Source organism: Streptomyces sp. JN8 (assembly GCF_055808075.1).
The window spans coordinates 759,499-784,341 of sequence record NZ_CM147852.1; the positions used below are offsets into that span (position 1 = coordinate 759,499).

Here is a 24,843-nt window from a genome sequence, read left to right on the forward strand (position 1 = left end):
GACGACCGGGCCGTCAGGGGTGGGTGGTGGCCGCGTCCAGGAACGCCGGGCGTTCCCCGCCGCCGTGCACGGGGAGGCTGGCGCCGCTGATGTACGCGGCCCGCTCGGAGGCGAGGAAGACGCACGCGTCGCCGATGTCGGCGGGCTCGGCGAGCCGGCCGAGCGGCACGGTGCGGCCGACGGCGGCGATGCCGTCCTCGTCCCCGTAGTGCAGGTGGGACAGTTCGGTGCGGACCATGCCGAGGACGAGCGTGTTGACCCGCACGTGCGGCGCCCATTCCACGGCCATGGACCGGGCGAGGTTGTCCAGGCCGGCCTTGGCCGCTCCGTACGCCGCGCTGCCCGGTGAGGGGCGGGTCCCGCTGACGCTGCCGATCATGATGACGGTCCCGCCACCGGGTTGGCGGCGCATCACCTCGTACGCGGCGAGGGTCGCGGTCAGCGGGGCGAGGAGGTTCAGCTCGACGACCCGGGCGTGCCGCCCGGCCCCGCCGTCGCCGAGCATGCGGAACGGGGTTCCCCCGGCGTTGTTGACCAGCACGTCCAGCCTGCCGTGGTCGTCGCGCACCCGGTCGAAGAAGGCCGTGACGGCCGCCGGATCGCGCAGGTCGGCGGGGAGGAAGCGCGCCGTGCGCCCGGCCGCCTCGACGGGTTCGTCGGGCGCCCTGCGCGCGCAGGTCACGACCTCCGCGCCGGCCTCCAGCAGGGCCCGGGCGATCCCGGCCCCGACGCCCCGTGTGCCTCCGGTGACGACGGCGACGGACCCCGAGAGATCGATGGTGACTGCCAAGGGACACCTCCCGCAGCGGGCGAACCGCTGCTATCTTCCACCTAACAAACGTTTGGTGGAAAGGTAGCTGATCTGCTCATGGGTGTCTCCACCTCCGCCCCCGACAAGGGCGTCGCCGTCGTCACCGTCGACTTCCCCCCGGTCAACGCCCTTCCCGTGCGGGGCTGGTACGACCTCGCCGCCGCGATCCGCGCGGCGGGCGCCGATCCCGAGGTGCGCTGCGTCGTGCTCACCGCCGAGGGACGCGGTTTCAACGCCGGGGTCGACATCAAGGAGCTCCAGCGCACGGCCGGGCACGAGGCCCTCCTGGGCGCCAACCGCGGCTGCTACGAGGCCTTCGCCGCCGTCTACGAGTGCGAGGTGCCCGTGGTCGCCGCCGTGCACGGCTTCTGCCTCGGCGGCGGCATCGGCCTGGTCGGCAACGCCGACGCGATCGTCGCCTCCGAGGACGCGACCTTCGGCCTGCCCGAGCTGGACCGGGGCGCGCTCGGGGCGGCCACGCATCTGGCCCGCCTGGTCCCCCAGCACCTGATGCGGACCCTGTACTACACCTCGCGCACCGCCACCGCCGAGGAGCTGCACCGGCACGGCTCGGTCTGGCGGGTCGTGCCCCGCGAGGCGCTGCGCGACGCGGCACGGGAACTGGCCCGGGAGATCGCCGCGAAGGACGGTCACCTGATCCGGCTCGCCAAGGCGGCGATCAACGGCATCGACCCGGTGGACGTCCGGCGCAGCTACCGCTTCGAGCAGGGCTTCACCTTCGAGGCCAACCTCAGCGGCGTCGCCGACCGGGTCCGCGACACGTTCGGCGGGGGCGGCGCCACGGCCGGGACCTTCGACACCCAGCAGGAGGAGCAGTCGTGAGCAGGGACAAGACGATGACCGCCGAGGAGGCCGTGGGCCGGCTCCGGAGCGGGATGACGGTCGGGATCGGCGGCTGGGGCTCCCGGCGCAAGCCGATGGCACTGGTCCGGGCGCTGCTGCGGTCCGAGGTGACCGACCTGACGGTGGTCTCGTACGGAGGCCCGGACGTGGGCCTGCTCGCCGCCGCGGGGAAGATCCGCAAGCTGGTCGCGGCCTTCGCCACGCTCGACTCCGTCCCCCTGGAGCCGCACTTCGGCGCGGCCCGGCAGCGGGGCTCCCTCGAACTGGTCGAGCTGGACGAGGCCATGGTCATGTGGGGGCTGACGGCCGCCGTGCACCGGCTGCCCTTCATGCCCATCCGGGCCGGTCTCGCCTCGGACGTGATGCACGTCAACCCCTCGCTGCGGACCGTCACCTCCCCGTACGGGGACCGCGAGGAGCTCGTCGCCGTCCCCGCCCTGCGCCTGGACGCCGCGCTCGTGCACGTCAACCGGGCCGACGTGCACGGGAACGGCCAGTACCTGGGCCCCGACCCGTACTTCGACGACCTGTTCTGCGAGGCCGCCGACACCGCGTACGTCTCCTGCGAGCGCATCGTGGAGACCCCGGACCTGCTCAAGGACGCGGCTCCGCAGTCCCTGCTGCTGAAGCGCGCGTTCGTCGACGGCGTCGTCGAGACCCCGAACGGCGCGCACTTCACCTCCTGCGCCCCCGACTACGACCGGGACGAGGTCTTCCAGCGCGCCTACGTCCGGGCCGCCCGCGACCCGGAGGAGTGGCGGGCCTTCAGCGCCCGGTTCCTCTCCGGTGACGAGGACGCCTACCAGGCCGCCGTCGCGGCGTTCCACGAGGAGGAAGCATGAGCGGCACCGAGACGACGACCCCGCCGGCCGCGGGGGCGACGCGGGCCGAGTACTGCGTCGTCGCCTGCGCCGAGGCGTGGCGGAACGCGGGCGAGGTGCTGGCCAGCCCGATGGGCACCGTGCCCCTGATCGGCGCCCGCCTCGCGAAGCTCACCTTCTCCCCCGACCTGCTGCTCACCGACGGGGAGGCGCTGCTCATGGGGGACGTGCCGGCCGTCGGCGGCGCGCCCCGGGTCGTCGAGGGGTGGCTGCCGTACCGGCAGCACCTGGCCCTGGTCGCCACCGGACGGCGGCACGTGATGATGGGCGCGAGCCAGCTCGACCGGTACGGCAACCAGAACATCAGCTGCATCGGCGACTGGGCGCGCCCCCGGCGGCAGCTCCTCGGTGTGCGCGGCGCCCCCGTCAACACGCTGAACAACCCCACCAGTTACTGGGTCCCCAAGCACTCGACCCGGGTGTTCGTCGAACGGGTCGACATGGTCTGCGGCGTCGGCTACGACCGGGCCGCCGCGGCCGGGCCCGCCGCGACGCGCTACCACCGCGTCCCCGATGTCATCAGCGACCTGGGGGTCTTCGACTTCGAGACCCCGGACCGCCGCATGCGGCTGCGCTCACTGCACCCCGGCGTCACCGTCGAGCAGGTCACCGAGGCGACCGGCTTCGCCCTGACCGTCCCGGACGAGGTGCCGTACACCCGCGAGCCCACCGCCGAGGAACTGCGGCTGATGCGCGAGGAGATCGACCCCGCGGGGCTGCGCGAGCGGGAGGTCCCCGCGTGAGCGACCTCGCGATCCCCACCCGGTTCACCGAACTCGTCGGGGTGCGGCACCCGGTGGTGCAGACCGGCATGGGGTGGGTGGCCGGCCCGCGCCTGGTCTCGGCGACCGCGAACGCCGGGGCGCTCGGGATCCTCGCCTCGGCGACGATGACCGTCGAGCAGCTCCGCTCCGCCGTGCGGGAGGTCAAGTCCCGTACCGACGCGCCGTTCGGCGTGAACCTGCGGGCGGACGCCGGGGACGCGGCCGAGCGGGCACGGATCATCGTCGACGAGGGGGTGCGGGTCGCGTCGTTCGCGCTCGCCCCCTCCCGCGAGCTGATCGCACGGCTCAAGGACGCCGGCGTCCTCGTCGTCCCCTCCGTCGGGGCGAGGCGGCACGCCGAGAAGGTCGCCGCGTGGGGGGCGGACGCGGTGATCGTGCAGGGCGGCGAGGGCGGCGGCCACACGGGCAGCGTCGCCACCACGGTCCTGCTCCCCCAGGTCGTGGACGCCGTGGACATCCCGGTCGTCGCGGCCGGCGGGTTCCACGACGGACGCGGCCTGGTCGCCGCGCTCGCCTACGGCGCGGCCGGCATCGCGATGGGCACGCGCTTCCTCCTCACCTCCGACAGCACGGTCCCCGAGGCGGTGAAGGCCCGCTACCTCGCGGCGGCGGTCAGGGACGTCACCGTCACCACCAAGGTGGACGGACTGCCGCACCGGATGCTGCGCACCGAGCTGGTCGACGCGCTGGAGCGCTCGGGCCGGGCGTCCGCGCTCCTCCGGGCGGTCCGGCACGCCGCGGCCTTCCGCCGCGAGTCCGGCATGAGCTGGCCGGACATGATCCGGGACGGCCTGGCGATGCGGCACGGCAAGGACCTGACCTGGAGCCAGATCCTGCTCGCCGCGAACACCCCCATGCTGCTCAAGGCGTCCATGGTGGACGGCCGCACCGACCTCGGGGTGATGGCCTCCGGCCAGGTCGCGGGAGTGATCGACGACCTGCCGTCCTGCGCCGAACTCGTCGAGCGCCTCATGTCCGAGGCCCGGGACGCCCTCCGCGGTCTGCCCGCGACGTCCTGACCCCGCCGGGGTCCGCCGCACCGGACCCCGCACCCCCTCTCCCGCCTCTCCTCCCTCTCCTCCCTCCGCCGCACGCCGACGCGCGCGACGGCACTCCGCGGCACCCCGCCGACTCCCCGGCTCCGGGGACGTCCCCTCACACCGCTAGGAGCAGACCCATGCGTGCCCTCCACCTCCGGCGTGCGACCGCCCTGGTCACCGCCACCGTCGTCCTCGGCGGCCTGCCCGCCCTCACCGCGGCGGCCGCCCCGGCGAGGTCCACGGCCTCCGCCACGCACCACCCCCGCCCCACCGAGGTCCGCCCCGTCCCGCTCCAGGGCGCGGTCAACGTCCGCGACCTCGGGGGGTACCGCACCGACCGGGGCCGCCAGGTCCGCCACGGCCAGGTGTTCCGGGGCGACGCCCTGGGCCGGCTCACCGACGGCGACCTCGCGGCGCTCGCCGCCCTGGACCTGCGCACCGTGCTCGACTTCCGCACCCCGGAGGAGGTCGCGCGCGACGGTGCCGACCGCCTGCCCGCCGGACTCACCCCGACCGCGCGTCCCGTGGCCGACCTCGGGCTGTACGCCACGACCACGGCGGCCATCGGCTCCAAGGACCCCGTCAAGCAGCGCGAGCTGCTGGGCGACGGCAAGGCCGAGCGGCTCATGCGGGACATCTACCGCACCTTCGTCACCGACCGCGACAGCCGCCGGCAGTTCGCCGCGACGCTGCGGGACGTCGCCACCGGCCGGGCGCCGCTCCTCTTCCACTGCACCTCGGGCAAGGACCGCACCGGCTGGATGGGCTACCTCCTGCTGCGCGCCCTCGACGTGCCGTCCCCGGCGGCCGAGCGGGACTACCTGCTGTCCAACGCCTTCCGTGCGGAGGCGGACCGCAAGGTCCGCGAGGGACTGAGGCAGAGCGGCTACATGGAGGACCCGGAGCTGCTCGTCCCGCTGCAGGAGGTCCGCGCGGACTATCTGGGGGCGGCCCTGGACCAGATACGGCGGGACTACGGAGGCTTCCACGGCTACCTCACGAAGGGCCTCGGGCTGGACGCCCGGACCCTGGCGGGGCTCCGCGCGCGACTGGTCCGGTGACCGGGTCCTGACGAGGGACGTCCGCCGGGGTGTGGTCGCCCCGGCGGACGTCGTTCGCTCCCGGTCACTCCGGGGGCGTCACAGCCGCTCGATGATCGTCACGTTCGCCTGGCCGCCGCCCTCGCACATGGTCTGCAGCCCGTAGCGGCCGCCGGTGCGCTCCAGTTCGTGCAGCAGGGTGGTCGTCAGCTTGGTGCCGGTGGCGCCGAGCGGGTGCCCGAGGGCGATGGCGCCGCCGTTGACGTTGACCTTGCCGGGGTCGGCCCCGGTCTCCTTGAGCCAGGCCAGGACGACGGAGGCGAAGGCCTCGTTGATCTCGACCAGGTCGATGTCGTCGAGCGTCATCCCGGTCTTCTTCAGCGCGTACGCCGTCGCCGGGATGGGGGCGGAGAGCATCCGGATCGGGTCCTCGCCCCGTACGGACAGGTGGTGGACGCGGGCCCGCGGCGTCAGTCCGTGTTCGCGTACGGCGCGTTCCGAGGCGATCAGCATGGCCGAGGCCCCGTCGGAGACCTGCGAGGAGACCGCGGCGGTCAGCCGGCCGCCCTCGACCAGCGGCTTCAGACCGGCCATCTTCTCCAGGCTGGTGTCGCGCCGCGGGCCCTCGTCGGTGGTGACGTCCCCGTACGGCACGATCTCCCGGTCGAAGCGGCCCTCGTCGATGGCGCGGGCGGCCCGCCGGTGCGACCGGAGGGCGTACTCCTCCATGTCCGTGCGGGAGACGCCCCACTTGGCGGCGATCAGCTCCGCGCCGTGGAACTGGTTGACCGGCTGGTCGCCGTAGCGGGCGCGCCAGCCCTCGGAGCCGGCGTACGGGCCGTCGGTCAGACCGAGCGGGCCGGCCGCCTGGCGGCTGGCGAAGGCGATGGGCACCATCGACATGTTCTGCACGCCGCCCGCGACGACCAGGTCCTGGGTGCCGGACAGGACGCCCTGCGCGGCGAAGTGCAGGGCCTGCTGGGAGGAGCCGCACTGGCGGTCCACGGTCACGCCGGGCACCTCCTCCGGGAGTCCGGCGGCCAGCCAGCAGGTGCGGGCTATGTCGCCGGCCTGCGGGCCGACGGTGTCGAGGCAGCCGAAGACGACGTCCTCGACGGCCGCCGGGTCGGCGCCCGCGCGCTCCATCAGTGCCTTGAGCACGTGTGCTCCGAGGTCGGCCGGGTGGACGGCGGACAGTCCGCCGTTCCTCCTGCCCACCGGGGTGCGTACCGCTTCGACGATGTATGCCTCGGCCATGGCCGCTCCTTCTTCGATGTCCACGCTGTTCGGTGTCCGTCATGTGCGGAGGGCGATCCCCTCCAGCACCATGGACAGGTACTGGCGGGCGATCTCCTCGGGGCTGTGCTGTCCGCCGGGCCGGTACCAGGAGGCGGCCACCCACACGGTGTCGCGCACGAACCGGTAGGTCAGGCGGACGTCGAGGTCGGCGCGGAAGACCCCGGACGCGACCCCGCGTTCCAGGCTTCCGAGCCAGGCCGTCTCGAACCGCCGTCGCGCGTCGGCGAGATGGCCGAAGCGGGGCTGGTCCTGGAGGTGTCCGGCCTCCTTCTGGAAGATGGCGACGGCGGCCCGGTGCCGGTCGATCTCCCGGAAGGACTCGGTGACGAGGGCCTCGATGGTCTCCCGGGGGCCGAGACCGGCGGCGAGCACGGCGTCGTAGCCGGCCCGCAGCTCGTCCAGGAAGCACGAGAGGATCTCGTCGAGCATCGACTCCTTGGAGTCGAAGTGGTAGTAGAGGCTGCCGGCGAGCAGGCCGGCGGCGTCCGCGATCTCCCGTACGGTGGTGGCGTCGTACCCGTGGGCGGCGAACACCTCGGCGGCGGTGGAGAGGATCTCCTCACGCCGCTCGGGCGCGGGACCGACCATCGCGCTCCTCCTGCTCCCGCTCCCCGGCTCGCTCCTCCGTCCGGCTCACGCGTGCTGGCTGCTCACGGAGAGGACCTCGCCGGTCAGGTACGAGGAGTAGCCGCTGGCGAGGAAGACGATCACGTTGGCCACCTCCCAGGGCTCCGCGTAGCGCCCGAAGGCCTCGCGGGAGGTCAGCTCCTCCAGGAGTTCGGGGGTGGTGACCTTCACCAGGTGCGGGTGCATGGCCAGGCTCGGGGAGACGGCGTTGACCCGGACCCCGTACGCGGCGGCCTCCAGGGCGGCGCAGCGGGTGAGGGCCATGACCCCGGCCTTGGCCGCCGCGTAGTGGGCCTGGCCGCGCTGGGCCCGCCAGCCGACGACCGAGGCGTTGTTGACGACGACGCCGCCGTCGCCCGCGTCCTTCATGCGGCGCAGGGCGGCGCGGGTGCAGCGGAAGGTGCCGTTCAGGGTGACGTCGAGGACCTTTTCCCACTGCTCGTCGGTCATATCGACCAGGTCGGCGGTCCCGCCGAGCCCGGCGTTGTTGACGACGATGTCGAGGCGCCCGTGGCGCTCGACGGCGAGGTCGAACAGCGCGGCGACCCGGGTCTCGTCGGTGACGTCGCAGGGCAGGGCGTCGACCCGGTCGGCGCCGAACTCGGCGGCCAGCTCCGCCTCGGACTCCTTCAGTCTGCGGGCGTGGGCGTCGGAGAGGAGCACTCGCGCGCCCTCCTCCAGGAGCCGTCGGGCGGTGGCGCCGCCGATGCCGGCGCCCGCGGCCGCGGTGACGACGGCGGTCCGGCCGGCCAGCAGTCCGTGGCCCGGCACGTAGGGGGGTGGTGTCCCGGTCATGCGCGGACCTCCTTGGGCAGGCCGAGGACGCGCTCGGCGATGATGTTCCGCTGGATCTCGTTGGAGCCGGCGTAGATGGTGTCGGAGCGGGAGAAGAGGTAGAGCCGCTGCCAGTCGGTGAGGTCGTACGGCTCGCCGGCCGCCAGCATGCCCTCGGCGCCGCAGACGTCCATGGCGAGTTCCCCCAGCTCCCGGTGCCAGGTGGCCCAGAAGATCTTGCCGATGGAGGCCTCGGGGCCCGGGGCTCCGGCCGCGGTTCCGCCGAGCATGCGCAGGGCGTTGAACCGTATGGTCTCCAGGCCGATCCAGGCCCGGGTGATGCGGTCGCGGACGAGCGGGTCGGCTACGGCGCCGTTGCGCCGGGCGAGCGCGATGACCGCCTCCAGCTCGCGCCGGAAGCCGACCTGCTGGCCGAGGGTGGACACGCCCCGCTCGAAGCCCAGGGTGGCCATGGCCACCCGCCAGCCCTCGCCGGGGGCTCCGACGATGTGGGACGCGTGGGTGCGGGCGCGGTCGAAGAAGACCTCGTTGAACTCCGAGGTCCCGGTCAGCTGGACGATGGGCCGGATCTCCACGCCGGCCTGGTCCAGGGGCACGAGGAGGTAGGAGAGTCCGTGGTGCCGGGTCGAGCCGGGCTCGGTGCGGGCGACGACGAAGCACCAGTCGGCCTCGTGGGCGAGTGAGGTCCACACCTTCTGCCCGGTGACCGCCCAGTCGTCCCCGTCGCGTTCCGCGCGGGTCCGGACGTTGGCGAGGTCCGAGCCGGCGTCGGGTTCCGAGTAGCCCTGGCACCAGAGTTCCCCGGCGGCGACGATCGGCGGGAGGAACCGGGCGCGCTGCGCGGGCGTGCCGAAGGCGATGAGGGTGGGCCCGAGGAGCTGCTCGCCGATGTGGTTGACGCGGGCGGGGGCGTCGGCCAGGGCGTACTCCTCGTGGAAGGCGACCTGCTGTTCGAGGGTCGCGCCCCGTCCTCCGTACTCCTCGGGCCAGCCGACGCAGGTCCATCCGGCGGCGGCCATGTGCCGCTCCCAGGCGAGGCGTTCGGCGTGTGCCTCGTGTTCCCGGCCGGGGCCGCCGCGGCCGCGCAGCGCCGCGAACTCGCCCGTCAGCTGCGAGCGCAGCCAGCCGCGGACCTCTCTGCGGAACTCCTCGACGTCGTTCATGGCCGTACGTTAACCTACCAAACACTTGTTAGGGAAGGAGGGCGGATGTCCGCTGCCCGCACCGCGTCCGGCACGCCCGCACCGCAGGAACCCGTCCGCTACGAACGGCGGGGCCCGGTGGCCGTGGTCACCATGGACCGCCCCGCGTACCGCAACGCCCAGAACTCCGCCATGACCTACGCCCTCGACCGCGCCTTCTACCGCGCGGCCGAGGACGACGAGGTCAAGGTGGTGGTGCTCGCGGGGGCCGGGAGGCACTTCTCCGCCGGCCACGACATCGGCACCCCGGAGCGCGACGCGCACCTGCCGTTCGACCGCCGGGCCGGCCTCTGGTGGGACCACTCGGACAAGACCGGCGCGGAGAGCCGCTTCGCCCGCGAGTCCGAGGTCTACCTGGGCATGTGCCGCCGCTGGCGCGAACTGCCCAAACCCATGATCGCGTCCGTGCAGGGCGCCTGCGTCGCGGGAGGCCTGATGCTCGCCTGGGTGTGCGACCTCATCGTCGCCGCCGAGGACGCCTTCTTCGCCGATCCGGTGGTCCGCATGGGCATCCCCGGAGTCGAGTACTTCGCCCATCCCTGGGTGATGCCACCGCGCATCGCCAAGGAGTTCCTGTACACCGGCGACCGGATGGGCGCCCGGCGCGCCTACGAGGTCGGCATGGTCAACCGGGTCGTCCCGCCCGGGGAACTGGCCGAGCACACCTTCGCCCTGGCCCACCGGATCGCCGAGATGCCCCGCATGGGCCTGGCGCTCACCAAGCGCGCCGTCAACCAGGCGGAGGACCTCCAGGGCCTGCACACCGGAATGGACTCGGTCTTCGGCCTCCACCACCTCGCGCACGCGCACAACGCCGAGACCGCGCCCGACGCGCTCGGCGGCATGGACATCCGCTCGATGAAGGCGGCGGGAGCCTGATGGACCTCGACTTCTCCGCGGCCGACCGCGCCTTCCGAACCGAGGCCCGCGCCTGGCTCGCCGCACACGTCCCCGACGTTCCGCCGCCCTCCCTGGAGACGGAGAAGGGCTTCGCCGCCCACCGGGAGTGGGAGCGGCTCCTGTTCGCCGACCGCTGGTCGGTGGTCTCCTGGCCCGAGGAGTACGGCGGCCGGAACGCCTCCATCCTCCAGTGGCTGATCTTCGAGGAGGAGTACTACGCGGCGGGGGCACCCGGCCGTGTCGGCCAGAACGGGATCAACCTGCTCGCCCCCACCCTCTTCGAGCACGGCACCGCGGAGCAGCGCGCCCGCGTCCTGCCCTCCATGGCGAGCGGCGAGGTCGTGTGGGCCCAGGCCTGGTCCGAGCCGGAGTCCGGCTCGGACCTCGCCTCGCTGCGCTCCCGGGCCGAGCGCACCGACGGCGGCTGGCTCCTGAGCGGACAGAAGACCTGGTCGTCCCGCGCGGCCTTCGCCGACCGGGCCTTCGGCCTGTTCCGCAGCGAGCCCGACACGGCCAGGCCGCACCAGGGTCTGACGTACCTGATGTTCCCGCTGCACGCCGAGGGCGTCACCGTGCGGCCCGTCGGGCGCCTGGACGGCAAGCCCGCCTTCGCCGAACTGTTCCTCGACTCGGTCTTCGTGCCCGACGGGGACGTGATCGGCGCCCCGGGCGAGGGCTGGCGGGTCGCGATGAGCACCGCGGGCAACGAGCGGGGCCTGACCCTGCGCAGCCCGGGCCGGTTCACGGCCGCCGCCGCGCGTCTGACCGCACTGTGGCGGGAGACCGCCGAGCCCTCGGACACGGCCCTGCGCGACCGGGTCGCCGACGCGGTCATCGGCGCCCGCGCCTACCGGCTGTTCACCTACGCCAACGCCTCCCGGATCGCCGCCGGAGGCTCGCTGGGCGCCGAGTCCAGCCTCAACAAGGTCTTCTGGTCCGAGCTCGACATCGCCCTCCACGAGACGGCGCTCGACCTGCTCGGCCCGTACGGGGAACTCTCCGACGAGGCCGCGGACGCGCCCGCGCGCGGCGGCTGGGCCGAGGGCCACACGTTCTCCCTCGCCGGGCCCATCTACGCGGGCACCAACGAGATCCAGCGCGACATCATCGCCGAGCGGCTGCTCGGCCTCCCGAAGGGACGCCGGTGATGCGGTTCCTCCTCGACGACGACCAGCGGGAGTTCGCCCGCTCGCTGGACCGCATGCTCGCCGCGGCCGGCACCCCGGCGGTCGCGCGGTCCTGGGCGGCCGGTGACACCGGGCCCGGGCGGGCGCTCTGGGCGCGGCTGGCGGAGGCGGGCCTCTTCGCCCTCGCCGTCCCCGAAGGGCACGGAGGCCTCGGCCCGCTTCCGGTGGAACTGGCCGTCGCGTTCACCGCGTCGGGACGCCATGCCGTGCCGGGTCCGCTGGTGGAGACGGTCGCCGCGGCGGCGCTCCTCGACCGGCTCGGGACCGCCGACGCCGCCGGCCTGCTCCCCCGGATCGCGGCGGGAGAGGCCCTCGTCTCGCTGTGCGTGCCGGCCGTCGGCGGCCCGTACGCCCTGGACGCGGACGCCGCCGACGCGGTGCTCGTCGTCGAGGGCGACACCGTCCGCCTCGCCGGGGCCGCCGGCCCGGTCCAGCCCTCGGCCGACCCCGCGCGCAGGCTGGCCCGCCCGCTCGGCGGAACCGTCCTGACCCGGGGCCCCCAGGTGGCCGCCGCCACCGCGTACGCCGCCGACGTCGCGGCCCTGGCCACCGCCGCCCAGTCGCTCGGCCTCGGCCGCGCCCTGCTCGACCGGACCGTCGCGTACGTCGGGCAGCGCACCCAGTTCGGCGTGGCCGTCGGCTCCTTCCAGGCGCTCAAGCACCGGCTCGCCGACACGCTCATCGCCCTGGAGTTCGCGCAGCCCCTGCTCCACGCGGCCGCCCTGGCGCTGGCGGAGGGGTCGGACGGCTGCTCCGCCGAGGTCGCGGCCGCGAAGGTCACCGCGGGCGAGGCCGCCTACGCGGCGGCCCGCACCGCCCTCCAGCTCCACGGCGCCGTCGGCTACACGGAGGAGCTCGATCTCGCCCTCTGGATCCGCAAGGCCCGGCCCCTCCGTGACGCCTGGGGCACTCCCGCGGCCTGCCGCGCCCGCGTCCTCGCGAAGGGAGCCCTGGCGTGAGGACGACCGAGGAGCAGGACGAACTGCGGTCCGCCGTACGGGCCGTGCTCGGCCGCCGCCCGGGGGACGCGGCCTGGCGGCCGCTGACCCGTCAGATCGGCGTCGCGGGGCTGGCCGTCCCGGAGGAGTACGGCGGAGCCGGGTGCGGGGCGGTCGAGGTCGGCGTGGTGATGGAGGAGCTGGGAAGGGAGCTCAGCCCGGTCCCGTACCTCGGTTCCGCGGTGCTGGCGGTGCAGGCGCTGCTCGCCACGGGCGACAGGGCGGCCTGCGCGCGGGTGCTGCCCGGACTGGCCTCGGGCGCGGGGGTGGGCGCCCTGGCGTGGGCCGAGGGCGGCTCCTGGGATCCGTCGGCCGTACGGGCCCGCGCCGTCCACGGGCCCGCGGGAGGGTGGCGGATCACCGGGGCCAAGGAGCACGTCCTCGACGCCGGGCGGGCCGAGGTGCTGCTGGTGGCCGCCCGGACGGAGGCGGGCGTCTCGCTCTTCGAGGTGGCCGTGGACGGCGCGGGCGTGGAGTGCGCGCCCGCGGTCACGATGGACGAGACCCGTGCCCAGGCGCGGGTGGTCCTCGCCGGGGCCGAGGGCCGGCTGCTGGGAGTCGAGGGCGACGGCGAGCGGGTGCTGTCGCACGTCCTGGACCTGGCCTGCACGGCGCTCGCCGCCGAGCAGGTCGGCGCCGCCGCGCGCTGCCTGGAGCTCACCCTGGCCTACGCCGGGGAGCGGATCCAGTTCGGCCGGCCCATCGGCTCCTTCCAGGCGGTCAAGCACCGCCTCGCGGACGCGTACGTCCTGGTGGAGTCGGCGCGCTCGGTCGCGCTCGGCGCCGCCTTCGCCGCCGCGGCGGGTTCCCCGGAGCTGTCCCGCTGCGCCGCCGCCGCGAAGTCGGCCTGCTCGGAGGCGTACTCGGCGGTGGCCGGCGAGACGATCCAGCTGCACGGCGGCATCGGCATCACCTGGGAGCACGACGCCCACCGCTACTTCAAGCGGGCGCACGGCGCGGCCCGGCTCTTCGGCCCGCCGCACTGGCACCGCGCCCGGCTGGCCGGCCTCCTGGGACTGCCGGCCGCGTGACGGTCCCGCCGTGCTCCGGCCGCGGTCCGCCGGCGCGGGTGGGGCCGCGGGGCCTCACTCCTCGTCGCCGGCGATCGCCAGCGCGAGGGCTTGGAGGACCTGTTCGGTGGGCGCCCCGGGTTCCGTCCGGTCGTAGGCGTCGGCCACCGTCTCGAAGGCGAGCACGAAGCCGCGGACCAGGGCGCTGACCGGTCCGGTGAGCTGGCTGAGGACGGCGGCCCCGACCTCCACGGCGTCATCGGTGTCGGGCACCAGGAACCGCGTCGGAATGACCTCGCCGAGCAGGTCGGAGACGTAGTCCTGGGGCACTCCACCGCGCAGGGCCGTGAGGGCCGCGATGGCCTTGAGCTGGATCTCGTTCTCCGTCATCGGACGAGCCTATCGAGGAAGTCCCGCACGGCACCGTGCCCGGACGGCGTGTTCAGTCGGGCAGGTGCCCGAGGATCCGGTCCGGGGTCAGGGGCAGGTCCCGCAGCCGTACGCCCACCGCGTGGTGGACCGCGTTCGCGATCGCGGCCGCGGTCCCGACGATCCCGATCTCCCCGATCCCCTTGCTCCCCATGGGGTTGAGGTGGGGGTCCTCCTCGTCCAGCCAGTGCGCTTCGAGCGACGGCAGGTCGGCGCAGACCGGGACGTGGTACGAGGCCAGGTCCCGTTCCGCGAAGTCCCCGAACGCGGGGTCGAGCGTGCTGCTCTCGGTCAGCGCCATCCCCAGCCCCATGGTCATGCCGCCGATGAACTGGGAACGGGCGGTGCGCCGGCTGAGGACCCGGCCCGCCGCGAAGACGCCGAGCAACCGGCGGACCCGCACCTCCCCCGTCACGGTGTCCACCTCGACCTCGGCGAACTGCGCGCCGAACGCGTGCCGTGCGTACGGGGACTCCCGGCCGGCCTCCTCCACGGTGTCCGCCCGCGCGGTGAGGCCCTCGGGCGGCAGCGGCCCGGAATGGGCGCGCACCATCCCGGCCAGGGCGGTACAGGCCTTGTGGACGGCCCAGCCCCAGGACGAGGTCCCCGAGGAACCGCCCGCGAGGGGCGCGGTGGGCAGGTCGCTGCTGCCGAGCTCCACCCGTACGGAGTCCACCGGGACGTCGAGCGCCTCGGCGGCGATGCCGGCGAGGACCGTACGGGCCCCGGTCCCGATGTCGGTGGCGGCGATCCGTACGAGACGCCGGCCGTCCGGCCAGGCGTGCGCGGAGGCCGACGAGGGGCTCAGGAGGTACGGGTAGGTCGACGCGGCCACTCCGGTGCCGGTCAGAAGGTCACCCGCCCTCCGCACACCCGGCCGGGGATCGCGGCCCTCCCAGCCGAAGCGCCGGGCCCCCTCCCGCAGGCATGCTGTGAGGCCCCTGCTGCTGAACGGCCGGCCGCTGTCGGGTTCGGCGTCGGGCTCGTTGCGGAGCCGGAGTTCGACGGGATCGACGCCGGTGGCGACGGCGAGTTCGTCCATGGCCGCTTCCAGGGCGTACATGCCGGACGCCTCGCCGGGGGCCCTCATCCACGAGGGTGTCGGCACGTCCAGGGCCACCACGCGGTGGCTCGTCCGGCTGTGCGGCGAGGTGTACATGGTGCGGGCGGGGACGGCCGCCTGTTCGACGAACTCCCTCACCGTGGAGGTCTGGGTGACGACCTCGTGGGCGAGGGCGCGGATCACGCCGTCGGCGTCGGCGCCGATGCGGACGCGCTGGACCGTGGGGGCGCGGTGGCCGACGACGGCGGCGAGTTCGCGGCGCGGGAGGACGAGTTTGACGGGCCGTCCGAGGTGCAGTGCGGCCATCGAGGCGAGGACGACCTGCGGCCGCGGCGTGCCCTTGGAGCCGAAGCCCCCGCCGACGTACGCGGAGGTGACCGTGACGCGGTCGCGGGAGACGTGGAACAGCCGGGCGAGGACGTCCCTCACCTTCGTCGCCCCCTGGCTGGAGTCGTGCACGGTCAGCGCGCCGTCCTCCCAGGAGGCGGTGGCGGCGTGCGGCTCCATCGGATGGTTGTGCTGGGCGGTCATCGTGTAGGTGGCGTCGACGTGCACGGCCGCCGCGGCGAAGGCGGCGTCGAAGTCCCCGCGCTCGCGCAGGGCCGGGTGACCGCCGTTGGCCTCCTCGGGTGCGTAGAGGCCGGGGTGGTCGGCGGCCGGGCCCGCGTCGTGCTCGTCGACGGTGTACTCGATCCGCAGGTCGTCGGCGGCTGCGCGCGCCTCCTCCAGGGTGTCGGCGACCACGAGGGCCACGTACCAGCCCCGGTGGGGCACGCGGTCGGTCTGCAGCAGGGCGAGCGTCGGGTCGTCGGCCTCGCCGAGGCGCGGGGCGTTCACATGGCTGAGCACCGCGTGGACCCCCGGCCGTCGCAGCAGCTCGTCGGCGTGGACGGCGGTCACCCTGCCCCGCGCGACGGTGGCGGGAACCGGGACGGCGTGGGCGCAGCCGTGCGGGGTGTACTCGGCTGCGTAGCGCGCCGATCCGGTCACCTTCTGCCGGGCGTCGCGACGGGCCGGGGCGTCCTCGTCCGGCGCGGACGGGGCGGGGCGCGGGGGGTGCGGGGGCATGGCGGGGTCGGCCTCCTCAGGGGCGGGACGCGAGCGCGGTGAGCACGTGGACGGCGAGACTGCGGGCGAGCGGCACCTTGAAGGCGTTGTCGCGCAGAGGGTCGGCCGCCGCGAGCTCGGCGTCGGCGGCACGGGCGCACGTCTCCTCCGTGGCGGGCGCTCCGCGGAGGACCTCTTCGGCCAGGCGGGCCCGCCACGGTGCGTGGGCGAGCCCGCCGAAGGCGAGGGAGGCGTGGCGGAAGGCGCCGTCCTCGACGGTCACGGTCGCGGCGACGGAGACGAGCGCGAAGGCGTACGAGGCGCGGTCACGCGCCTTCCGGTAGACGCTGTGGGCTCCGGCGGGAGGCGGGAGCGTCACCGCCGTGACGAGTTCGCCGGGCCGGATCACGGTGTCCTGCTCCGGTGTGTCACCGGGCAGCCGGTGGAATCCGGTGAGGGGCACGGTGCGCTCGCCGTCGGGGCCGACGAGGTGGACCCGGGCGTCGAGCGCCGCGAGCGCGACGGCCATGTCCGAGGGGTGCGTGGCGACGCACTGCGGGGAGTGCCCGAGCACCGCCAGGTCCCGGTGTACGCCTTCACGGGCGGGGCAACCCGTGCCCGGCGCGCGTTTGTTGCAGGGCTTCGAGGCGTCCTGGAAGTACAGGCAGCGGGTGCGCTGGAGCAGGTTGCCCCCGGTGGTGGCGGCGTTGCGCAGCTGCGCGGAGGCGCCGGCCAGGAGCGCCTGGGACAGGACCGGGTACCGGTCGCGTACCAGCGGATGGGCGGCGAGGTCGCTGTTGCGGACGGTCGCCCCGACGCGCAGACCGCCGTCCGCGGTCTCGTCGACGCCGCCGAGCGGGAGACGACCGATGTCGACGAGGAACGGCGGAGTCGCCACTCCGAGTTTCATGAGGTCGACAAGGTTGGTGCCGCCGGCGATGTAGTGGGCACCGGGGTGCGCCGCGTACGCGGCGAGCGCCTGGTCGGTGTGATCGGCGCGGACGTAGCCGAAGGGCTTCACGAGGCGACCTCCCGGACGGCGTCCACGATGTTCGCGTAGGCGCCGCAGCGGCAGAGGTTCCCGCTCATGCGCTCACTGATCTCCTCCGGGGTGAGGACCGGGGAGCCTCCGGTGCGCGGCTCGTCCGGCGCCGTGACGTGCGAGGGGTGCCCGGCGGCCGCCTCGTCCAGCATGGCCACCGCCGAGCAGATCTGACCCGGGGTGCAGTAGCCGCACTGCAGGGCGTCGTGTGCGACGAACGCCTCCTGGAGGGGGTGCAGGCGGTCCTCGGCTCCGGCGAGACCCTCGATCGTGGTGACCGGCTCGTCGCAGGTGACGGCCAGGATCAGACAGCTGTCGACCCTGCGGCCGCCGACGAGGACGGTGCACGCTCCGCACTGTCCGTGGTCGCACCCCTTCTTGGCTCCGGTGAGGTCCAGGTGCTCGCGGAGGGCGTCCAGGAGGGTCGTACGGTGGTCGAGCCGCAGTTCGTACGTGGTCCCGTTGACCCGGAGCGAGACGGACGAGGCGTGGCCTCGTTGTTCTCCCTCCGTCGCGCCGTCGGGGGACGGCTGGTTCTCGCTGGTCGGTCCGACGTGGTCCACGGTGGTCGCTCCTCCGGCTGTGGACGGCATGTCCGCCGTCGTCTCCTTCCCCGGCTTCCCCGGCCTGCGCACCGTGAGTCGCGCTTGTCCGCCGAACGGCGCAGAGACCGCCGCGGTGGCCGGCTCGGCCGTCGGAGGTCTCGGGGGCCGCTGCGGCCGTCCCCGTCAGGCGACCAGTTCGTAGATGCTCCGGGCCGTCGTCCACAGGCCGACGACCAGGGCCAGGGTGACGATCAGCCGCTCCTGGTGCTGCTCCAGCCAGGTCCGCAGGGCGTTCAGCCGGGCGTCGGCCGCCTCGGGCGCCCGGACCGCGTACGTCTCCATCACGACGAGGCTCAGGGTGGCCAGCAGGCAGTAGCCGGCCAGGACGAGCCAGGCGGTGAGGGTGGACAGGTCCGCGTCGACGGCGGTCGCGGCGCCGACGCCGACCAGGGCCCACGGCTGCAGCACCCACGCGAGGGCGGCCGCGGTGGCCGTGGAGGCCTCGTCGATCCGGGCGGACCAGCGGGGCGGGCCGTGCGGTCGGGGCGGCCGGCGGTGCCGGTGGACGCCGTAGACGACCAGGGCCAGGCCGAGGACCAGCTTCGCGACGATCGCGGCGGTCGAGGGGACGCTGTGGCGTGCCGGCGGCTCGCCGCCCGTCAGCAGCACCACGCAGGCGATCACCGCGATGAGGTTGGCCAGCCACGACAGCAGGAACGCCAGCCCCTGGCGGACCCCGCGGCGGGAGGACAGCAGCAGGATGAAGGCGCTGTTGTGCAGGGGCCCCAGGCTGATGGCCGTGCCGACCACGATCAGGTCAAGGACCATCGAATCAGCCGCTCCTGGACGCGAGGGGGTGTGCCGTGGACGGGCGGGGCGGGGCGGGCCGGTGCGGTGCCGCCTTCCGACTGTGCAGGTGGCGGCGGGGCCGGTCAAGCAGGCCACGCCCGTACGTCACCCGCGTCCCCCGGGCGCCGAACGACGACGGCGGCCGGACCCGGGACTTCCGGGTCCGGCCGCCGCTCGCGCCGGTCTGGGCGCTTCCCTCCGCCCGGTCCGCTCGGACCGGGCGGGGTCGCACAGGTGGCCCCGTGCTCAGTGCGCGTGCGCGGGAGCGCGGCCGGTGCGCGGCCGCGCGGTGGGGGTCAGTTGGCGTTCACCAGCTCGTGCGCGGGCACGGTCACGGTGCGCGCGCCCTTCGTACCGCCGAGGACGACCTTGCGCAGCGCGCTGTTGTTGTCGAGGTTCGTCTCCTTCAGCCGCTTGGCCGGGTTGGCGAGCACCTGGATGTAGTACGTGCCGTTGGGCAGGTCCGTGATGTCGAAGGACTGGCCCGGCAGGTCCTGGGTGTAGGTGTCGCCGGAGCCGACGTCGAGGACCTCGCGGACGGAGATGGAGCTCTCCTGGCCGCAGGCGGTGGAGAGGTCCGTGTTGAACGGGTGCCAGTTGGCGTTCTTCACCGTGTAGTCGACCGCGTCGGTGTTGGCGAGGCAGAAGGCCTCCTTGCCGCTGCGGACGGCTTCCTTCTTGTCGGCCTTCAGCAGCCGGTAGCTGGCGAAGTCGGTGAAGTGCCAGTGCACGTGGCCGGGGCGCGGGTCCCATTCCATGGTGCCGGTGGGCGTGTAGCCGACCTGCTTGCCCTTGGCGTCGTAGAAGTACTGGAAGGCGTCCATCTTGGCCTTGCCGGGCGAGCGGAAGCCGTCCACGACCAGCTGGGCCGGACCGGCGTTCCAGACGTTCGCGCTGAAGGCGAGGTAGTCCTTGCCGGGGGCGCCCTGGCCGCCGCCGTCGCCGATGGTGATGCCGTAGGCGGGCAGCGACCTCAGGTCGGGCTTGGGGACGTCGGGGACGGACGGAGTGCCGGTCGGGCGGGCCGCCCGGGGGGTGAGGGCCGGGGCCTTGCGCGAGCCGTCGGTCTGCCCGGCGGTGTCACGGGCGGCCTGGAAGCCGGAGCGCCCGGCCTGCTGGGCCTTCACCGCCCAGGGCAGGGCCGGGGGCGCGGCCTTCAGCGGGCCGTGGCCCACGTTGTACGAGGGGCCCGCGCCGCTGGTCTGCGGCGCGCCGGCCTGGGCGGGGCTCGGGGCGTGCCCCGCGCCGTGTCCGGCGTGGGCGGACGGGTCCTGGTGCGCGGAGCCGTGCCCGGCGTGCGCCTGGGCGGCGGCGGCCGAGCGGCCGTTCTCCCAGCTGCGTTCCTCGATGGTCAGCTTCACCGTGGCGGGCTTGTCGACGATGCCGAAGAGGTCGCGGTACTTCTTGGCGACCCTGACCTTGGCCGTGTAGGAGCCCGCGGCGAGCTTCACGGGCTCGGTGTAGGAGCCGCCGTAGGTGTTCGCGGCCCAGCCCTTCTCGACGCCCCATACGGAGCCGAGGGTGAAGGGGTTGGTGGGGCAGCTCTCCGGATACTTCGAGGTGGCGGGCGCGTCGGGCCGGACCCGTCCGCTGGCGTTGTTCGGGCAGAAGCTCTCCGCGCGGGTGACGACCACCTTGCCGTTCTTGTCCGTGATGGTGACCTCGGCGAAGCCCGGCAGCCCGGAGAAGTCCTTCACGGTGCCCGCGGGCAGCGTCTTCGCCTTGGTCTTGCCGCCCTCGAAGACGGTCTGGGTGACGGTGACCGGGTCCTTGTAGGACTTCCGGGTCACCTTCAGCTCCAGCGGCCGCCCTTCGGAGGTGAGGTACGTGCCCAGGTCCAGGTAGACGCCCGGCTCCTCCTTCCAGGAGGTGAGCGTGACCGAGCCGGTCGCCGCGATGAGGCTCAGCTTCGGCCCGGTCGGGGCCGCCGTCGCCTTCTCCGGCGCCGCGGCCATGAAGCCGACCGTCACGGCCATGGCGGCGACGGCGGTGGTCCCCGCGAGCAGCGGCCGCCGGAGCCGGTGGGTGCGCGTGGTGCTCATCGTTCTCTCGTCCTCCGAATGCTGTGGAAAAGCAGATCGGCCGCGGCCCTGCGGGAGTTCCCCCTCCCGGGGCTGACGCGGTGTGGGGCGCCGGGTGCACCCGCGCTGTGAGAGGAGGGCGGCGGGCATCCGGTTGTCCCGAGAGTCGAAAGGTCCTGATGTTGGCCGGAAGACGCTCCTCGGGCAGTGGCCGGACGCGCCCGGCGGAACGGCACTTCACCACGGGAAAAAGGCTCCGGTTCGCGCGACGGCGGTCGTGTCACGGGTGGCCCGAAAGCGCTGCCGTCCCGCGCCGGGGTCGTGGAGGGCCCTCGCGGCGTGCTCCCGGGACGTGACGAGGCCCCGGTGTCCGGGAGGACACCGGGGCCGGGAGTCGGCGCGTGGGGCCGTGCGCTCAGCCCGCGTTCCGGGCGGCGGCGCGGCGGCGCTTCCTGATCAGGACGCCCGCGGCGGCGCCGCCGAGGAGGAGCGCGCCGAGGGCGTACGGGCTGCCGCTCTCCGTCTCCTCCGCGCCGGCCGCCCATCCGAAGCCCGCCTCGACGGCGCCGTTCGGCCGGCCGGAGATCTGGTAGGTGACGGTCTGCTGGATCCGCGGCGGGCACTTGAGGGTCACGGTGTCCGTGCCGGAGGCGGCGTCCGCCGGCAGGGTGAAGGTGCCGACCAGGACGCCCTCGCGGTCGCCGGGCAGGAGGTGGAACTTCCCGCCCGCCACCGACTCGCCCTTGCCGTAGGTCTCCTTGCCGCAGGCGGTGGTGGTGACGGTGACGGTGCTTCCGGGGGCCGCCTTGCCGGGGTTGACCCGGGCGTCGCCGCCGGGCGCCGCGACGGCGGAGGGCGCGGACAGGACGAGGGCTCCCAGGACCAGGGCGAGCGGGGGAACCGTACGAGCGAGACGCATACTTCTTCTCTCCTTCGGCGGAGCTTTCCTGGCCGGCTGGGCCGCACGGCGCCTGTGCTGTGCTCCGTGCACGAGGAGATCGCCGACCGGGGACCGTCGCAACGCGAGGAGCGCGGCCGGTGTCCCCCGGTCGGGGGCTTGATCATCCTGACTGATGATCAACACCGCAGGTCACGGCGGACCCGGCGGTGCGGGGAGGGAATCCGTCCTCTGCCCGCGAACGGGTGAGGGCCCGCGGCGACGAGCGCCGCGGGCCCTGCTCCGGACCTGCCTCCGCCGCCCGGCCCGACGGCCGGACCGCCGGCCGGGAGCGGTCTCCCGGTCTCCCGGGCCTCCCGAGCAGGGAGTCCCGCGCCCGGTCGCCGGACGGACCCGCCGTCCGGCGACCGGGCGCCCGGCGCATACCCGCCGCAGGGGCGGCGGGCAAGCGGTCAGTCCCGGCCGAGGATCGCCGTGAGGGCCTGCCGCAGGGCCTCCGCCGGGTCCGCGGACGCTCCTTCCGACCGCCAGGCGACGAACCCGTCGGGCCGGACCAGGACGGCGCCGTCCGCGGTGACCCCATGGGCCTCCGCCCAGTCCGCCCCGCCCTCGGTACCGAGGTCCGCGCCGGGCCCGTCACCGATCCGGTACGAGTCGAGCGGCACCTCCAGTTGCGGTCCGACCCGGCCGGCCGCGGCGTGCCAGCCGCCGGCGCCGTCCGCCGAGCTGAGGAGCACCAGGGACCGCTCGTACAGGTCGAGGGTGGAGATCCGGGTGCCGGCGCGGTCGAGCCACACGTGGGGGGCGCGGCTGCCGGGTTCGCCGGTCAGGCTCAGTCCTTCGAGCACGACCGGCCGGGCCGGGTCGGTGCCCAGGACGGCGCCACGCTGGTAGCGGTAGCCGAGCACCTCGTTGAGGATGCCGCCCTTCCGGCCCTTGGGGCTGCCGGTGGCGGGGCCGGGGGTGTACCCGGGGTGGCTGTGCTCGACCGACCGCGCCGCGGCCCGTGCGCTGGTCGTCTCCGCGACTGGGCGGCGCTCCGCGTCGTAGGACGCGAGGAGTCCGGGTCCGGCCCAGCCGTTCAGGACGGCGGCGAGCTTCCAGGCGAGGTTGTGGGCGTCCTGGATGCCGGTGTTGGAGCCGAAGGCGCCGGTGGGCGGCATCTCGTGGGCGGAGTCGCCGACGAGGAACACCCGTCCGTCCGCGTACCGCTCGGCGATCCGCTCGGCCGCGTGCCAGGGGGCCCGGCCGGTGATCTCCACGTCGAGGTCGGGGACTCCGACGGCGCGCCGGATGTGCTCCCTGCACCGCTCGTCGGTGAACTCCTCCAGCGTCTCGCCGTTCTCGGGGTGCCAGGGCGCGTGGAAGACCCAGCGCTCCCCGTTGTCGACCGGCAGCAGGGCGCCGTCGGCGTCGGGGCTCGTCAGGTAGCAGACGATGAAGTGCCGGTCGCCGACGACCTCGGCGAGGCCGCGGGAGAGGAAGGTGATGCTGACGTTGTGGAACAGGTCGCCCTGGCCGTTCTGCCGGATGCCGAGCTGTTCGCGGACCGGGCTGCGCGGGCCGTCCGCCGCGACGAGGTAGTCCGCCCGGATGGTGGTGTGCTCACCCGTGCCGCGGCTCTTGACCTGCGCGGTCACCCCGTCGGCGTCCTGCTCGAAGGACATCAGCTCCGCCGAGAACCGCAGGTCTCCGCCCAGCTCCCCGGCGCGTCGGACGAGCACCGGCTCCAGGTCGTTCTGGCTGCACAGGCACCACGCGGAGGGGCTGAAGCGGGCGAGGCCGCCGCCGGGGTCGATCTCCTTGAAGAGCCACTCGCCGGCGTCTCCCACCAGGTCCGGGGCCTGCAGGATGCCGTTGTTGCGCGCCAGCACCGACGCGGCCTCCTGGATCGGGTCGACGACCCCGGCCCCGCGGAACAGCTCCATGGTGCGCACGTTGTTGCCGCGGCCCCGGGGGTGGATGGAGGTGCCCGCGTGGCGCTCGACCAGGATGTGCGGCACGCCGAGACGGCCCAGGAACAGCGCGGTGGAGAGGCCCACCAGCGAGCCGCCGACGATGAGTACGGGCGTGCGGTGACCGGTTGCTTCGCCGGCCACGTCGAATCGGTCCATGTTCGTCTCCGGCGTCGCGTGCGACGCGAATCGGGGATGGGATGCAGATTCATGCCCTTCGGGGAAGCCTCCGCCTGCCCGAGGCACCCGGATGGCCCGCGTTTCACTCGTCCGATCCACGCGGACTCGCGCACTCTCGGCGCTCCTGTCAAGGATCGACACATGACGACCCCGGCGTGTCGCTCACGCAGGTCGTTCCCCCCTCCCCACCGAGAAGAGAAGAGGTGTGCCGGATGGCCCCCTCGGGACGCATCTCGCAGTCCGTTTTCGACGGCTCCAGGCTGCGGGTGATCCTGCTGCTCGACCTGTACGAGGGAGCTCAGCAGCAGTTCCTGGACGCGTACGAAGTGATGCACAAGCAGGTCGCCTCCATCCCCGGTCACATCAGCGACCAGCTCTGCCAGTCCATCGAGAACCCCTCGCAGTGGCTCATCACCAGCGAGTGGGAGAGCGCGCCGCCCTTCCTCGCGTGGGTGAACAGCGAGGAGCACGTCGAGATCGTCAAGCCGATGCACAGCTGCGTGCGGGACACCCGCTCGATGCGCTACAGCGTCCTCCGGGAGACCGGCCCCGCCCAGGTGGCGGCGGTGACCACGACCCCGGCCGACGCACAGCTGAGGGCCCGTGTGGGCGAGGGAGTGGCGCGTCACGCCCTCACCTTCACCGTCAAGCCCGGCTCCGAGTCCAAGGTGGCGGAGATCCTGGCCGGGTACGAGTCGCCCCGCGCCCAGGTCGACGAGACCACGCGGCTCCGCCGCACCTCCCTCTTCATGCACGGCAACCGCGTCGTGCGGGCCGTCGAGGTGGAGGGCGACCTCCTCGTGGCGCTGCGGCACGTCGCCCGGCAGCCCGAGGTGCGCGCGGTCGAGGAGGCCATCAACCCGTACCTGGAGCAGGACCGGGACCTCACCGACCCCGAGTCGGCGCGGGTGTTCTTCACCCGCGCGGCGCTGCCCGCCGTCCACCACGTGACGGCCGACCGGCCGGCCCCGGCGGACGTGCGGCGGCACGCGCTGTACTACCCGGCGAAGGAGGGCCACGGCATGGACCTCGCCCGGCTGCTCGCCGACCAGGACCGGGCCGCCGCGGGCGACCCCGCGAACCCGGTGCACGCGAGCACCGTGTTCCAGCGCGACGACATCGTGGTACGCCTCGTCGACGTCGCGGGCGAGCTCGACCTCGACCCCGTCGCCTCGCTCGGGCTCCGGGGTGCCGGGAAGGCCGCGGAGCTGGAGCGGCTGCTCGACGGCGCCGCGATCGGCGTCGAGGGGTCGCTGGAGACCGAGCGCAACGTCAACCGGCTCCTGTCGCACGCCGACATGCTGCCCGTCACGGACCGCTCGGCGCAGTCCTGACGCCGCTCGCGGCTCCCACCGCGGTCCCCCACCCAGCACGT

23 protein-coding genes are annotated in these 24,843 nt (G+C 74.2%); 10 read left to right on the plus strand and 13 right to left on the minus strand.

Going from position 1 to position 24,843, the window contains the following annotated elements:
- Positions 1–13 precede the first annotated feature (13 nt).
- Entirely contained in the window at positions 14–790 is a 777-nt protein-coding gene (locus ACY0MR_RS03390; protein ID WP_473559009.1) for an SDR family oxidoreductase, read from the minus strand.
- 78 nt (positions 791–868) lie between these two features.
- Here ACY0MR_RS03390 and ACY0MR_RS03395 point away from each other — a divergent pair, with 78 nt between their 5' ends.
- The 5 genes from ACY0MR_RS03395 (at position 869) to ACY0MR_RS03415 (ending at position 5,442) form a co-directional block, all read left to right on the plus strand.
- Positions 869–1,654, plus strand: coding sequence for an enoyl-CoA hydratase family protein (locus ACY0MR_RS03395; protein ID WP_361852554.1), 786 nt, complete (start codon positions 869–871; stop codon positions 1,652–1,654).
- 14 nt (positions 1,655–1,668) lie between these two features.
- Positions 1,669–2,517, plus strand: a complete 849-nt coding sequence (locus tag ACY0MR_RS03400; RefSeq protein WP_361852583.1) for a CoA transferase subunit A — start codon at positions 1,669–1,671, stop codon at positions 2,515–2,517.
- Positions 2,514–3,299, plus strand: coding sequence for a CoA-transferase subunit beta (locus tag ACY0MR_RS03405; protein WP_404078923.1), 786 nt, complete (start codon positions 2,514–2,516; stop codon positions 3,297–3,299). The genes ACY0MR_RS03400 and ACY0MR_RS03405 overlap by 4 nt, the downstream gene beginning before the upstream one ends.
- 11 nt (positions 3,300–3,310) lie before the next feature.
- Positions 3,311–4,360, plus strand: a complete 1,050-nt coding sequence (locus tag ACY0MR_RS03410) for an NAD(P)H-dependent flavin oxidoreductase (RefSeq protein WP_473561676.1) — start codon at positions 3,311–3,313, stop codon at positions 4,358–4,360.
- 158 nt (positions 4,361–4,518) lie between these two features.
- Complete coding sequence (locus ACY0MR_RS03415) at positions 4,519–5,442, plus strand: tyrosine-protein phosphatase (protein ID WP_473559012.1); 924 nt, start codon at positions 4,519–4,521, stop codon at positions 5,440–5,442.
- Positions 5,443–5,520: 78 nt separating this feature from the next.
- Here ACY0MR_RS03415 and ACY0MR_RS03420 read toward each other — a convergent pair whose 3' ends face one another.
- Genes ACY0MR_RS03420 through ACY0MR_RS03435 form a run of 4 tightly spaced genes read right to left on the minus strand, consistent with a single transcriptional unit; the run spans position 5,521 to position 9,305 of the window.
- Positions 5,521–6,678, minus strand: coding sequence for an acetyl-CoA C-acetyltransferase (locus ACY0MR_RS03420; RefSeq protein WP_392863761.1), 1,158 nt, complete (start codon positions 6,676–6,678; stop codon positions 5,521–5,523).
- A gap of 39 nt (positions 6,679–6,717) precedes the next feature.
- Entirely contained in the window at positions 6,718–7,308 is a 591-nt protein-coding gene (locus ACY0MR_RS03425) for a TetR/AcrR family transcriptional regulator (protein WP_473559014.1), read from the minus strand.
- Positions 7,309–7,353: 45 nt separating this feature from the next.
- Complete coding sequence (locus ACY0MR_RS03430; protein WP_473559016.1) at positions 7,354–8,142, minus strand: SDR family oxidoreductase; 789 nt, start codon at positions 8,140–8,142, stop codon at positions 7,354–7,356.
- On the minus strand, positions 8,139–9,305 hold the full coding sequence (locus tag ACY0MR_RS03435; protein WP_473559018.1) for an acyl-CoA dehydrogenase family protein: 1,167 nt from the start codon (positions 9,303–9,305) through the stop codon (positions 8,139–8,141). The genes ACY0MR_RS03430 and ACY0MR_RS03435 overlap by 4 nt, the downstream gene beginning before the upstream one ends.
- A gap of 45 nt (positions 9,306–9,350) precedes the next feature.
- Here ACY0MR_RS03435 and ACY0MR_RS03440 point away from each other — a divergent pair, with 45 nt between their 5' ends.
- The 4 genes from ACY0MR_RS03440 to ACY0MR_RS03455 are packed head-to-tail and all read left to right on the plus strand — an operon-like array spanning position 9,351 to position 13,460.
- Positions 9,351–10,223: an enoyl-CoA hydratase gene (locus ACY0MR_RS03440; RefSeq protein ID WP_361852537.1), complete on the plus strand. Its 873-nt coding sequence runs from the start codon at positions 9,351–9,353 to the stop codon at positions 10,221–10,223.
- Entirely contained in the window at positions 10,223–11,392 is a 1,170-nt protein-coding gene (locus ACY0MR_RS03445; RefSeq protein WP_404078913.1) for an acyl-CoA dehydrogenase family protein, read from the plus strand. The genes ACY0MR_RS03440 and ACY0MR_RS03445 overlap by 1 nt, the downstream gene beginning before the upstream one ends.
- Positions 11,392–12,390, plus strand: a complete 999-nt coding sequence (locus tag ACY0MR_RS03450) for an acyl-CoA dehydrogenase family protein (RefSeq protein WP_473561678.1) — start codon at positions 11,392–11,394, stop codon at positions 12,388–12,390. Before ACY0MR_RS03445 ends, ACY0MR_RS03450 begins: the two co-directional genes overlap by 1 nt.
- Entirely contained in the window at positions 12,387–13,460 is a 1,074-nt protein-coding gene (locus ACY0MR_RS03455; RefSeq protein ID WP_473559021.1) for an acyl-CoA dehydrogenase family protein, read from the plus strand. The genes ACY0MR_RS03450 and ACY0MR_RS03455 overlap by 4 nt, the downstream gene beginning before the upstream one ends.
- Positions 13,461–13,514: 54 nt before the next feature.
- Here ACY0MR_RS03455 and ACY0MR_RS03460 read toward each other — a convergent pair whose 3' ends face one another.
- The 8 genes from ACY0MR_RS03460 to ACY0MR_RS03495 form a co-directional block, all read right to left on the minus strand.
- Positions 13,515–13,829, minus strand: a complete 315-nt coding sequence (locus ACY0MR_RS03460) for a hypothetical protein (RefSeq protein ID WP_361852528.1) — start codon at positions 13,827–13,829, stop codon at positions 13,515–13,517.
- Positions 13,830–13,881: 52 nt separating this feature from the next.
- On the minus strand, positions 13,882–15,999 hold the full coding sequence (locus tag ACY0MR_RS03465; RefSeq protein WP_473559023.1) for a xanthine dehydrogenase family protein molybdopterin-binding subunit: 2,118 nt from the start codon (positions 15,997–15,999) through the stop codon (positions 13,882–13,884).
- A gap of 16 nt (positions 16,000–16,015) precedes the next feature.
- A complete protein-coding gene (locus tag ACY0MR_RS03470; protein ID WP_473559025.1) occupies positions 16,016–16,999 on the minus strand; it encodes an FAD binding domain-containing protein in 984 nt (327 codons plus the stop codon).
- The gene (locus ACY0MR_RS03475) at positions 16,996–17,613 is read right to left on the minus strand and encodes a 2Fe-2S iron-sulfur cluster-binding protein (RefSeq protein WP_388794393.1); all 618 of its coding nucleotides are present in this window, start codon (positions 17,611–17,613) and stop codon (positions 16,996–16,998) included. Before ACY0MR_RS03475 ends, ACY0MR_RS03470 begins: the two co-directional genes overlap by 4 nt.
- Before the next feature lie 135 nt (positions 17,614–17,748).
- Complete coding sequence (locus ACY0MR_RS03480) at positions 17,749–18,393, minus strand: GAP family protein (protein ID WP_404078903.1); 645 nt, start codon at positions 18,391–18,393, stop codon at positions 17,749–17,751.
- A 317-nt stretch (positions 18,394–18,710) separates the two neighbouring features.
- A complete protein-coding gene (locus tag ACY0MR_RS03485) occupies positions 18,711–20,456 on the minus strand; it encodes a lysyl oxidase family protein (RefSeq protein ID WP_388794399.1) in 1,746 nt (581 codons plus the stop codon).
- Between the two features lie 394 nt (positions 20,457–20,850).
- On the minus strand, positions 20,851–21,354 hold the full coding sequence (locus tag ACY0MR_RS03490) for a sortase (protein ID WP_388794402.1): 504 nt from the start codon (positions 21,352–21,354) through the stop codon (positions 20,851–20,853).
- 431 nt (positions 21,355–21,785) lie between these two features.
- Positions 21,786–23,447, minus strand: a complete 1,662-nt coding sequence (locus ACY0MR_RS03495; RefSeq protein WP_388794405.1) for an FAD-dependent oxidoreductase — start codon at positions 23,445–23,447, stop codon at positions 21,786–21,788.
- A gap of 233 nt (positions 23,448–23,680) precedes the next feature.
- Between ACY0MR_RS03495 and ACY0MR_RS03500 the strand changes: the two genes are divergently transcribed.
- Positions 23,681–24,802 carry a SchA/CurD-like domain-containing protein gene (locus tag ACY0MR_RS03500; protein WP_388794408.1) on the plus strand — a complete coding sequence of 374 codons (1,122 nt, stop codon included), beginning with the start codon at positions 23,681–23,683 and terminating at the stop codon, positions 24,800–24,802.
- The last annotated feature ends 41 nt before the right edge of the window (positions 24,803–24,843 follow it).